Source organism: Intestinimonas sp. RTP31139st1_F5_RTP31139_211217, from assembly GCF_040226735.1.
In the GTDB taxonomy this organism is placed as follows: Bacteria; Bacillota; Clostridia; order Oscillospirales; family Oscillospiraceae; genus Intestinimonas; species Intestinimonas butyriciproducens.
On sequence record NZ_JBCOAQ010000054.1, the window covers coordinates 1 to 11,620 of the forward strand.

Here is an 11,620-nt window from a genome sequence, read left to right on the forward strand (position 1 = left end):
CCTTCTGTCCCACGCGCTGTGCTTACTGCTCCTTTATCTCCGCCGACGCGGGGAGGTCCCTGCACATGCTCGAGCCCTATCTGGATGCCCTGTGCCGGGAGGTCCGGGCCGCCGGTGCGGCGCTGCGTCGCGGGGGGCGGCGGGTGCGCTCGGTCTACTTCGGCGGCGGCACCCCCACCACCCTTTCCGCCCCTCAGCTTGACCGGCTGATGGGGGAGTTGGAGGAGGCGGTGGATCTCTCCGCGTGTGTGGAGTATACCGTGGAGGCGGGACGGCCGGACACCATCACGGCTGAAAAGCTGGCCGTCCTCCGGACAAGGGGCTGCACCCGGGTATCGGTAAACCCCCAGACCATGGAGGACCACGTCCTCCGGGCCATCGGCAGGGCCCATACCGCAGACGATATCCGCCGGGCCTGGGCCCTGGTGCGGGAAGCGGGCTTCCCCTATGCCAACATGGACCTCATTGCCGGCCTCCCCCTGGACACGGTGGAGGGCTTCCGCCGCTCCCTGGACCAGGTGGTGGCGATGGCCCCGGAAAACGTCACCGTCCACACCCTGGCCCTCAAAAAGGGTTCCCGCATCATGGCGGAAGGCGGCGGCCTCCCCAGTCCGGGGGAGGTGTCGGCCATGCTGGACTACGCCTGGGAAACGCTGCGTGGGGCTGGCTATACGCCCTATTATCTCTACCGCCAGAAGTATATGTCCGGCGGCTTTGAAAATGTGGGCTGGTGCCGTCCCGGCGGCGAGAGCCTCTACAACATCTGCATGATGGAGGAGCTCCACACCATCCTTTCCCTGGGGGCCGGCGGCGTGACCAAGCTCATCGATCCCGGCGCAGGAAGTCTGGTGCGCCTCTCCAACCCCAAGTATCCCAAGGAATATATCGACCATATCGACGCCATCGTCGCCCAAAAGGAGGATATCACATGGCCTATCAGCTAGAGGAGATCAACCGCAAGCTGCGCACCGACCCGGCGGCCTTCGTGGCCGAGTGCGACGGCGTGTACCAGACGCGGCTGGAATCTGCCGCCGACCGCATCCTGGAGCGGATGAAGCAGAGTCCTATCGTGCTTCTCTCCGGCCCATCCGGCTCTGGGAAGACCACCACGGCCCTGAAGCTGGAGCAGGAGCTGGAGCGCCGGGGCGTGAACACCCACACCATCTCCATGGACAACTACTTCAAGACTCTGGACCGGCGTACCGCGCCCCGGAACGCCGAGGGGGACATTGACTACGAGTCTCCCAGGCTCCTGGACATGGACCTGCTGGACGACACCTTCACCAAGCTCTCCCACGGGGAGTGGGTAGTGGTCCCCAAATTTGAGTTTGCCCGCCAGATGCGCAACGACAGCCGGGGCACCCCCCTGAAGCTGGGTGAGAACGAGATCGCCATCTTCGAGGGCATCCACGCCCTCAACGACGACATCGCCGGCCGCCACCCTGAGGCCACCACGCTCTATATTTCCGCCCGCTCCAACATTCTGGAGGGGGAGGCGCTGCGGTTCAAGGGCACCTGGATGCGCATCTCCCGCCGGGCCGTCCGGGACTACAATTTCCGGGGCACGGACCTGGTGGAGACCCTCTCCATGTGGTACAATGTCCGCCGGGGCGAAAAGCTCCACATCTCCCCCTTCAAGGACCGGGCCAATGTAGTCATTGACTCCTCCCTCCGGTACGAGGTTCCGGTCTTCGCCAACTACGCCGCGCCCCTGCGGGCGGCGGTGGACCAGGTATCCTCGGACAACGAGCGGTATGCAGAGCTCCAGGCGCTGGTGAAGTCATTTGACTATTTTGAGCCCCTGGACCCGGCCCTGGTGCCCCAGGACTCCCTGATCCGGGAATTCATCGGCGGCGGCAGCTATTCCTATTGACGCGGCTGCGGGCGGAACGATCCCGTCTGGGGCTGACCCCATAATTCCTCAAACTTCGATATGAAAAGGAGACATCACGATCATGTCCGAATGTACCCATGACTGCTCCTCCTGCGGCGAGAGCTGCGGGGAGCGCACCGCCCCCATGGACCTGCACGCCCCCTGCAACGAGCTTTCCAGCGTCGGCAAGGTCATCGCCGTGGTAAGCGGCAAGGGGGGCGTGGGCAAGTCCACCGTCACCTGCTCCCTGGCCGCCGCCATGGCCCGGCTGGGCAAAAAGACGGCCGTGCTGGACGCCGACATCACCGGCCCCTCCGTCCCCACCGCCTTCGGCATCCATGAGCACGCCGTGGGCAGCGAGCTGGGCATCTATCCCGCGGTCAGCAAAGGCGGTGTGGCGCTCATGAGCCTCAACCTTCTCACGGAGAACGAGACCGACCCGGTGATCTGGCGGGGGCCTGTCATCGCCGGCACGGTGAAACAGTTCTGGACCGATGTGATCTGGGGCGATGTGGACTATATGTTCGTGGACATGCCCCCCGGGACCGGCGACGTGCCCCTCACCGTGTTCCAGTCCCTGCCCGTGGACGGTGTGATCGTGGTCACCTCTCCCCAGGACCTGGTGTCCATGATCGTCACCAAGGCGGTGAAAATGGCGGAGATGATGAACATCCCCATTCTGGGGCTGGTGGAAAACTACAGCTACTTCAAGTGTCCCGACTGCGGCGGGGAGCACGCCCTTTTCGGCGAGAGCAAGGCGGACCGGGTGGCCGCCGAGCTGGGCCTGAAGGTCCTGGCCAGGCTCCCCGTCGACCCGGCGCTGGCCGCCGCCTGCGACGAGGGCAGGGTGGAGGAATACCAGCCCAATCCCATGGCTGGCGTGGCCGAGGCGCTGGTCGCCGGCAGGGTGTAAGGAAACGAGACGGAAAAGATCCCGTGGACCCATTGTCCACGGGATCTTTTTATGTATTTGGGCCTATACGGAGATGGCGGTGGCTCGGAGATCGGCGTTCATGCCCTGGTGATCCAGGGAGGCGAAGTGGTCGCAGATATGGCTGAAAAGCTGGTTGGCGGCGAAAGAACGGTAGCCCTCCCGGCGGCGGATGATGGCGATCTCCCAGGGGATCACCGGCTCCAGAGGGACGGTGACCAGCTCCTCGCACAGATCGGGCTGAAGGATGGGCAGGGGGAGGACGGCAATACACTGCTGCATGCCAACCATCTTCAGACAGAACCGGGTCATGAGGCTCTTGTAGGAGATGCGAGGGACGAAGCCGCACTCTCCGCACATACGGATAAAGGTGTCGTGAAGGGTGGCCGTCTCGCTGTAGGTAAGGATGGTCTCGTCCTTCAGATCCCGGATATGGACGCTGCTCATTTTGGCAAAGGGGTGGTGCCGGCTCACCACCAGGGAGCAGACGTTGCTGATGAGGGTCTTGCTCTCAAAGCGGTAGGGTTCGTCCACCGGCAGCATGACCAGACCCAGGTCGGCCCGGCCGGATCCCACCGAGGAGGCCACCAGCTTGGAGCCCTCCTCCACCACCGAAATGTCGATGCCGGGGAAATGACGGTGGAAGCAGGTGAGCAGGGTCGGGAAGTAGACGTCCAGCAGCACCCCGGGGATACTCATGTGGACCTCCCCCACCCGCGCTGAACGCACGTCGGTCATGGTGCGGAAGATGTCGTCATACTGGAGGAGGAAGTCCTGGACCCGCTCGTAGAGGATGCGCCCGGCATCGGTGAGGCAGAAGCTCTTGCTGGTGCGCTCGAGAAGCCGGACGTTGAGCTCCTCCTCCAGGTGCTTGATGGACCGGGTGAGCATGGGCTGGGTAACGAAGAGCTGGGCGGCGGCCTTGGTAAAGCTCTGCTGGCGGACTACCTCTACAAAGTACTTCAGCTGCTGGATCTCCATACCTACCCCTCCATATCTCTGCATCTCTTCCATAAAAACGGGGGGAACTCGTTTTCCCCCTGGGCCAACGTTGTCATGTCCCCTATCCTACCAGAAAGTGCGAAAATTTTCCAGGAAAAAAACAGCCAAAGGCGGCAATGGTTTTTTGAAGAAACTCTACAAAACTATGCGATGGAGATATAGACCGATGCGGGACGGACATAGTTCTGGGCGACTTATACAAAAAATCAGAAATATTTTCTTTCAATTGGTGTAAAGTATAATTTCTATGCATACTTGCCGCCAAAAACGGCATTTTACACCGGACAGGTCCTGCTGATATACTTGGCTACGCCGGGCGGGGCTGGCGTCCACGGCCATTTTTCCCAAAACTGTGCACAGATCCGCCACAACGGCGCGAGAGGAGAACGACAGCTGAGAGTAGGAAAGGAAGTGGTGTTCCGTGCCCAAGGTCATGTCCGCAGAGGAGGCCGTCCGCACCTATATCCACGACGGCGCCACCGTCGCCTTTGGCGGCTTTGTCGGCGCCATGGTGCCGGAAGAGGTCAACAAAACCATCCAGGAGCTCTACCTGAGCTCCTGCTCTCCCAAGGGGCTCACCGCTATTTACGCCGCCGGCCAGGGCGACTCGGGTGAGCGGGGCCTCAACCATCTGGGTGAGGAGGGGCTGCTCAGCCGGATCATTGGCGGCCATTGGGGCCTGGTGCCCCGGCTCCAGAAGCTGGCCATGGAGAACAAGGCGGCCGCCTACAACTACCCCCAGGGGGTGCTGTCCCAGCTCTTCCGGGACATCGCCGCCGGCAAGCCGGGGCTCATCACCCACGTAGGTCTGAAGACCTTTGTGGACCCGGCGCTGGAGGGCGGCATGCTCAACGACAAGGCTCGTGAGGCTGGTCCCCTGGTGGAGCGCATCGAGATCGGCGGGGAGACCCGGCTCCTCTACAAGGCCCTGCCCATCGACGTGGCCGTGATCCGTGCCACCTACGCCGATACCCAGGGCAACTGTACCTTCCAGCGGGAGGGCGTCAGCGCCGAGACCCTAGCCATCGCCCAAGCCGCCAAGAATTCCGGCGGCAGAGTCATCGTCCAGGTGGAGGACGTGGTGGAGTACGGCGCTCTGGACACCCGTCTGGTGCGGCTCCCCGGCATCTATGTGGATGCCATCGTTGCAGCCGCCCCGGAAAACCACATGCAGACCTTTGGTACCGGCTACAACCCCGCCTACTGCGGCGAGGTGCGGGTGCCGGTGAGCTCTCTCAAGCCCCTGGCCCTGGATCAGCGGAAGGTGGTGGCCCGGCGGGCCGCTATGGAGCTGGTGCCCAACGCCATTACCAATCTGGGCATTGGTATGCCCGAGGGCGTGGCGGCGGTGGCCGCCGAGGAGGGCCTTCAGGGGATGGTCCTCACCACCGAGGCCGGCACCATCGGCGGTATCCCCGCCGGCGGCAAGGACTTTGGCGTCACCATCAACCCCGACTGTATCCTGGATCAGCCCTATCAGTTCGACTTCTACGACGGCGGCGGGCTGGACGTGGCCTTCCTGGGCCTGGCCCAGGCCGACGAGAAGGGCAATATCAACGTCTCCAAGTTCGGCCCTAAGATCGCCGGCTGCGGTGGCTTCATCAACATCACCCAGAACGCCAAGAAGGTGGTGTACTGCGGCACCTTCACTGCCGGCGGCCTGAAGATTGATGTGGCCGACGGTGAGCTGAAACTCCTGCAGGAGGGCCGCGACAAAAAGTTCCTCAAGGACGTGGAGCAGGTCACCTTCTCCGGCGAGTACGCCGTGGAGAAGGGCCAGCCGGTGCTCTACATCACCGAGCGGGCTGTCTTCGAGCTCACCCCGGAGGGAGTGGAGCTCAAGGAGATCGCCCCCGGTATTGATCTGCAGAAGGACGTGCTGGACCAAATGGACTTCGCCCCCATCGTCAGAGATGTGAAGCCCATGGACAGCCGCATCTTCCAGGCCGGCCCCATGGGCCTGGCCCAGTAAATCCCCCTGCTCCTCCGGGAGAGAGAATGTGTTGAGGAGGTACAATTCATGAGTTTGTTGGGCATCGTTTTGGGGCTGGTGCTCCTGATGCTGCTGGCCTATAAGGGCTACTCCATCATCTGGGTCGCCCCGGTGTGCGCCGTGGTGGTGGCCATACTGGGCGGCTACAGCATCCTGGGCGCCTACGTCGGCGACTATATGAAGGGCATGGCCGACTATGTGTTCCAGTGGTTCCCCGCCTTCTTCCTGGGCGCCGTCTACGGCAAGGTCATGGACATGACCGGCTCCGCCCGGAGCCTGGCCGACGCCCTGGTGAAGCTGATCGGCTCCCGTTTCGCCGTGCTGGCGGTGGTCATCCCCTGCCTGTTGATGACCTACGGCGGCATTTCCCTCTTTGTAGTGGTCTTCGTGATCTACCCCATGGGCTACGCTGTCTACCGGGCCGCCGACCTGCCCCGCACCCTGCTGCCCGGCGCCATCGCCACCGGCGCTTTCGGCATCACCATGACTGCTGTGCCCGGCACCCCCCAGATCCAGAACATGATCCCCACTCAGTACTACGGTACCACTGCCATGGCCGCTCCCCTGCTGTCCGTGGTGGCCTGTATCGTCATGTTCGTCCCCGCCTACATCTATCTGGAGTGGCGTGTGGCCCAGTGCCGGAAGAAGGGCCTCCACTTTGTGCCCGATCCCAAGCACAAGGAAACCGACTTCAGCGACCGCAACCTGCCCTCCTGGCACTGGATCACCGGCCTTGTCCCCCTGGTGGTGGTGGTGCTGATGCTCAACGCCTTCCCCAAGGTGGTGCTGAACGTCACCGGTGTGGAGTTGGCCTCCAACTATGCCATTGTCATCGCCCTGATCTGCGGCATCCTGGTGGCCTGCCTGCTCAATCTGAACCAGGCCAAGGTCCTGCTGCCCGCCATCAATGACGGCGCCAACGGCTCCATGGGCGCCATCATGAACACCGCCTGCGCCGTGGGCTTCGGCTCCGTGGTCAAGGCGGTCCCCGGCTTCGCCGTGCTGACCAACCTGGCTCTGAACATGCCCGGCTCCATCCTCTTCTCCGAGGCCGTGGCCGTCAACGTGCTGGCCGGCGCCACCGGCTCTGCCTCCGGCGGCATGTCCATTGCCCTGGAGGCCCTGGGGCCCAAGTATCTGGAGATGGCCAACGCCATCGGTATGAGCCCTGAGCTCCTCCACCGCATCGCCTCCATCTCCTCCGGCGGCCTGGACACCCTGCCGCACAACGGCGCCGTCCTCACCCTGCTGGCGGTGTCCAACTGCACCCACAAGGAGTCCTACATCGACATCTGCATCACCACCTGCATCATCCCTCTGGTAGGGTCCCTGCTGCTGGCCCTGGTCTGGGGCTTCATCGGGATCTAGATTCCGCAGTTTTCTGTGCCCGGCCCCATCCCACGGCTTCGGCGCAGGCCAAACAGGAAGGAGTATACACATGACCATTCAGGAAATGAAGATCGGTGACTCCGCCAGCACGGTGAAGACCATCGGGGAGTCCGACGTCTATCTCTTTGCCGGCATCACCGGAGATCTTAACCCCGCCCATACCGACGAGGTGTCGGCCAGCCAGACCCCTTTCGGCGGTCGGATCGCCCACGGCATCCTCTCCGCCGGCCTCATCTCGGCGGTGCTGGGCATGCGCCTTCCCGGCCCCGGCACCATCTATCTGGGGCAGGAGCTCAAGTTCACCAAGCCCGTCCGCTTCGGCGACACCGTCACCGCCACCTGCACGGTCAGCGAGCTTCTTCCCGAAAAGAACATCGTCAGGCTGGAGACTATCTGCACCAACCAAGACGGCGACATGGTCATCAAGGGTATGGCCACCGTCATGCCCCCCAGGCGCTGAGAAGCCACTTCCCTCTTTCGTTCCTTCCCCCCTACCAACGCCCGAGGGCCCCGGCCACGCTGCCGCGCGTCCGGGGCCCTCGGGCATTTTGAGAGGTGGGTCGTGCTTGCGGAGACGGCGTGGGCGTGACGGCCCCTCTCTTCAATTTCCGATCAGTCCCCGGTAGTAATCCTCGTCCCCCACCCGGCCCACGGCAGAGAGGGAGACCCGGCTGAAATCAAACAGCTCCCGGGCCAGCGCCCGCACGTCCTCCGCCGTGACGGCGTTATAGGCCTCGATGACCTCGTCGGTGGTGAGAGGGCGGTCCTGGAGGAGGGTCCCGCGGCCCAGGGCGCTCATGCGGGCCTGGGTGGACTCCAGTCCCATGAGCACATTGGCCTTGGAGAGCTCCCGGGCCCGGTCCAGCGCTTCGGCGGCGGGGCCGCGCTCGGCAAAGTCCCGGATGGTACGGCAGATGGTCTCCAGGGCCTGGGCCTCGGTCTCCTTGCCCAGGGCGGTATAGATGGCGAAAACGCCGGTCTCGGCGTGGCCCGCCCCGTAGGTATACACCGAGTAGCAAAGCCCCCGCCGCTCCCGCACCTCCTGAAAGAGCCGGGAGGACATGCCACCGCCCAGCATGGAGGAGAGGAGCTGGAGCACAAAGCGCTTTTTATGCCCGTATGGGAGGCCGGGAAAGGCCAGGGTCAGGTGGTTCTGCTCGATGGCCTTTTTTTTCAGGGTAAAGGCGGGGGTGTAGCCCGCGGGCCGGGGGGCGGGGGACTTCCCCCCCTCCAGCGCCAGAAAGCGCGCCTTCAGCTCCTCCACCACCAGCTCCGGAAAGCTGCCCGCCAAGGACACCACAATGTCCCCCGGCAGGTAGTGGTCGCGCATATACTCCCTGAGCCACGCCCCCGTCATCTTCTCCAGGCTGGCGCGGGTCCCCAGGATGGGCCGGGCCAGGGGCGTCCCCTTGTACACCGCCCCCATCAGCCGCTCGGAGCACAGGTCCTCCGGGTTGTCCTGGTACATCCCGATCTCCTCCAAGATGACCCCCCGCTCAGTCTGCACGTCCTGCTCGTCGAACCGGGAGCAGAACACCATGTCGCAGAGCATATCCATGGCCCGGCTGAGATGCTCGTCCAGGCTGCGGGCGTAAAAACAGGTGCACTCCTTGGTGGTGTAGGCGTTCACCTGGCCGCCGATGGCGTCCATCTCCTGGGCGAGCTGCCGGGCGGTGCGCCGCTCGGTGCCCTTGAACACCATGTGCTCGATGAAGTGGGCGGCCCCGCCCTCGCCCGGCTTCTCGCTACGGGAACCGGTCCCCACCCAGATGCCCAGGGAGGCGGAGCGGACGGAGGGGACGTGCTCGGTGACGATGCGCACCCCGTTGGGGAGGACCTGCGTATTATATGCTTCTTCCATGTATACCTCGTCTTACAAATCGATTTTGCGGGCCGGGTCGGCCCACATGCGCGAAAGCCTCATGCGCCGCTGATCTGCCTGTTGTCCTGGCGCGCCGCAGCGCAGGAAATTCATGCCTCGTCCCGGCGAAGCGTGGTGCCCATGGTCTGGCCGGACACGGCGTCCAGCAGCATCACATGGTCGATGCGTCCGTCCAGCACAGCCACCTTGGACACGCCGTTCTCCAGGGCCCGGACGCAGCTTCTCAGCTTGGGCACCATGCCGCCCTGGATGAGGCCGCTGTCCAGCAGCTCCCTGGCCTCCGAGGCGGTGAGGGAGGAGATGGCCGTCTTGGCGTTGCGGCTGTCCATCAGAATGCCGTCCACGTCGGTGAGGAAAACCAGCTTGTCCGCCTTCAGCGCCTCGGCCACGGCGCAGGCCGCGTCGTCGGCGTTGCAGTTATAGCTTTCCCATCTTTCCCCCGCGGCAACCGGGGAGATCACGGGCACATAGCCCCCGGTGAGCAGCGTCCGGATGAGGGCGGCGTCGGCGGAGACGATCTCCCCCACGTGGCCCAGGGCCGGGTCCTTGCATCTGGCCTTCAGGATGCCGCCGTCCTTTCCGGAGACGCCGGCCGCCTTCACCCCCAGCTTCCGCAGGGCCAATACCACCTGCTTGTTGACCTGGCCGGAGAGGACCATCTCCGCCACGTCCATGGCGGTGTCGTCCGTGACCCGGTAGCCGTCCCGGAACACGGTCTCCTCCCCCATGCGGGAGAGCCAGCCGGTGATGCTCCTGCCGCCGCCGTGGACCAGGACCACGTGGACTCCCGCCATCTGGAGGGCGGCCACGTCCCGGAGGATGGAGTCCACCGCGCCGTTCTCGCCCAGGGCGGAGCCGCCGTATTTGAGCACCACCGTCCTGCCGGCGCTCTCGGCCAGACGGGGCAGGGTGTCCAAAAGGCCCAGTACCTTTTCCATGCCGTCCAGATGGTGGCTCACGTCGTATTCGTGGAGGTACCGCTTGGTGTACTCCACATCGGAAACGCAGTCGATATAGGCGGTGCCCCGCTTCTGGCGGGTCTCCGCCCCCTTGCCGGTGATGAGAATGACGGTGGGCGTCTCGCTGCCCATGACGGCCATGCGGATGGCCTCGCCCCGGTCGGGCTCGATGGAGTAGTCGCAGCCCACGTTCTCCACATGGGCGGCCATCTCCCGGGAAATATCCAGCACGTCCTCCTCGCCGGGGTCCTCCTCGGTGATGACCACCAGATCGGCGTACCGGGCGGCGATCTCGCTGAGGTCCTTCCGGCGGTCCAGGGCCTTTTTGCCCGGACAACCGAAGACGATGACCACCCGCCGACCCGGGTACTCCTCCTTCACGGAGAGGAAGAGCTTCTCAAAGGAGAGGCGGTTGTGGGCGTAATCCACAATGGCGGTGATGCGCCCGTTGGCATTCTGATAGACCTCCATGCGGCCGGGCACCCGGGCCTTCATGAGGCCCACGTAGATGCACTGCTCCGGGATGCCCAGGCCCTCGCACACCGCGATGGCGGCCAGGGCGTTCTGCACGTTGAAGAGCCCCGGCATGGTCAGCCGGAACTCCCGGCTGAAGCGGGGGGTCTTGACCCGGAAGAGGATGTCGTGGCCCTGCTTGCGGACCTGGGAGCCGAACACGGCGGCCGCCGGGTCCTGCTCGGAGAAGGTGAGGACCCTGGAGCAGTGCTCCCGAGCGGCGTTGAGGACCCGGGGCACCTCGTCGGCGTCCAGGTTCACCACCGCCAGGTCGGAGTGGGCGAAGATCTTCAGCTTGGAGGCGAAGTAGTCCTCAAAATCCGGGTGCTCAATGGGGGAGATGTGGTCGTAGCCGATATTGAGAAAGACGGCGGCGGAGAGATCCACGCCGTCCATGCGGTCGTACTTCAGGGCCTGGCTGGAGACCTCCATGGTGAGGTACTCCAGGCCGGAGGACACGGCGTTGGCAAAATGGCGCTCCAGGTCCAGGGGCTCCGGCGTGGTGAGGTGGGATTCGAACCGCTCCACGCCGTCAAAGGTGTCGATGGAGGAGATGACGCCGCTGGGCCGCTTCTTCCTGGCGGAGAGGTACTCGTCAAAGATATATTTGAGGTAGTACGTGGTGGAGGACTTGCCCTTGGTGCCGGTGATCCCCACCACGCTGAGCTTGCCGCTGGGATGGTCGTAGTAGAAGTCGGCCAGCAGCGCCATGGCCCTGCGCACGTCCCGCACCAGCAGGCAGGGGGCCGCGCCCGCCTCCTCCCACACGTGGTCGGAGAGGTAGACGAAGGCCCCTTTTTCCAGTGCCTCCGCCAGGTACCGCCCCCGGAAGTGGGCCCCCTTGACGATGAAGAGGGTCCCCGGCTCCACGGCCTGGGAGTCGCAGGAGACCAGGTGCACCGGGCGGGAGAGCAGCTCCGCCGGGAGGGGCTTGTCCGAGGAGAGGAGGCCGTGTTTCTGTAAAAGCTGCCAGTAATCGCCCAGCGGGCGGATGGGGAGGACCATCATTGTCACCTCATTTTGGTTTTTTGGGGGCTGCCCCCCGGGGGAGGCGCCGGCCTCCGGCGGGGAGGGGCAC

At 64.3% G+C, this 11,620-nt stretch carries 9 protein-coding genes; 6 read left to right on the plus strand and 3 right to left on the minus strand.

Features of this window, described 5'->3' with window-relative positions; translation table 11 throughout:
• From hemZ to ABUA09_RS17035, 3 genes are all read left to right on the plus strand, one after another.
• On the plus strand, positions 1-944 hold a 944-nt coding region (gene hemZ / locus ABUA09_RS17025), incomplete at its 5' end, for a coproporphyrinogen dehydrogenase HemZ (RefSeq protein WP_349949558.1).
• On the plus strand, positions 929-1,873 hold the full coding sequence (locus tag ABUA09_RS17030; protein ID WP_033119282.1) for a uridine kinase family protein: 945 nt from the start codon (positions 929-931) through the stop codon (positions 1,871-1,873). The genes hemZ and ABUA09_RS17030, both read left to right, overlap by 16 nt.
• Before the next feature lie 82 nt (positions 1,874-1,955).
• Positions 1,956-2,786, plus strand: coding sequence for an Mrp/NBP35 family ATP-binding protein (locus ABUA09_RS17035; RefSeq protein WP_195608081.1), 831 nt, complete (start codon positions 1,956-1,958; stop codon positions 2,784-2,786).
• 63 nt (positions 2,787-2,849) lie between these two features.
• On the opposite strand, the gene ABUA09_RS17040 is transcribed toward ABUA09_RS17035, so the two are convergent.
• Positions 2,850-3,785 (minus strand): LysR family transcriptional regulator, encoded by a 936-nt coding sequence (locus tag ABUA09_RS17040; protein WP_279202201.1) that lies wholly within the window; start codon positions 3,783-3,785, stop codon positions 2,850-2,852.
• A 442-nt stretch (positions 3,786-4,227) separates the two neighbouring features.
• Between ABUA09_RS17040 and ABUA09_RS17045 the strand changes: the two genes are divergently transcribed.
• From ABUA09_RS17045 to ABUA09_RS17055, 3 genes are all read left to right on the plus strand, one after another.
• On the plus strand, positions 4,228-5,778 hold the full coding sequence (locus tag ABUA09_RS17045) for an acyl CoA:acetate/3-ketoacid CoA transferase (RefSeq protein WP_033119284.1): 1,551 nt from the start codon (positions 4,228-4,230) through the stop codon (positions 5,776-5,778).
• 48 nt (positions 5,779-5,826) lie between these two features.
• Positions 5,827-7,167: a GntP family permease gene (locus ABUA09_RS17050; RefSeq protein WP_081959992.1), complete on the plus strand. Its 1,341-nt coding sequence runs from the start codon at positions 5,827-5,829 to the stop codon at positions 7,165-7,167.
• 70 nt (positions 7,168-7,237) lie between these two features.
• Entirely contained in the window at positions 7,238-7,648 is a 411-nt protein-coding gene (locus ABUA09_RS17055) for a MaoC family dehydratase (RefSeq protein ID WP_058116798.1), read from the plus strand.
• Positions 7,649-7,789: 141 nt separating this feature from the next.
• On the opposite strand, the gene ABUA09_RS17060 is transcribed toward ABUA09_RS17055, so the two are convergent.
• Complete coding sequence (locus tag ABUA09_RS17060; protein WP_349949559.1) at positions 7,790-9,049, minus strand: M16 family metallopeptidase; 1,260 nt, start codon at positions 9,047-9,049, stop codon at positions 7,790-7,792.
• A gap of 110 nt (positions 9,050-9,159) precedes the next feature.
• On the minus strand, positions 9,160-11,620 hold a 2,461-nt coding region (gene argB, locus ABUA09_RS17065; RefSeq protein WP_349949560.1), incomplete at its 5' end, for an acetylglutamate kinase.

Bases quoted from the DNA above. Each gene is read 5' to 3' on its own strand.
- ABUA09_RS17030 (WP_033119282.1), top strand. From the start codon at position 929: ATGGCCTATCAGCTAGAGGAGATCAACCGCAAGCTGCGCACCGACCCG.
- ABUA09_RS17035 (WP_195608081.1), top strand. From the start codon at position 1,956: ATGTCCGAATGTACCCATGACTGCTCCTCCTGCGGCGAGAGCTGCGGG.
- ABUA09_RS17040 (WP_279202201.1), bottom strand. From the start codon at position 3,785: ATGGAGATCCAGCAGCTGAAGTACTTTGTAGAGGTAGTCCGCCAGCAG.
- ABUA09_RS17050 (WP_081959992.1), top strand. From the start codon at position 5,827: ATGAGTTTGTTGGGCATCGTTTTGGGGCTGGTGCTCCTGATGCTGCTG.
- ABUA09_RS17055 (WP_058116798.1), top strand. From the start codon at position 7,238: ATGACCATTCAGGAAATGAAGATCGGTGACTCCGCCAGCACGGTGAAG.
- ABUA09_RS17060 (WP_349949559.1), bottom strand. From the start codon at position 9,049: ATGGAAGAAGCATATAATACGCAGGTCCTCCCCAACGGGGTGCGCATC.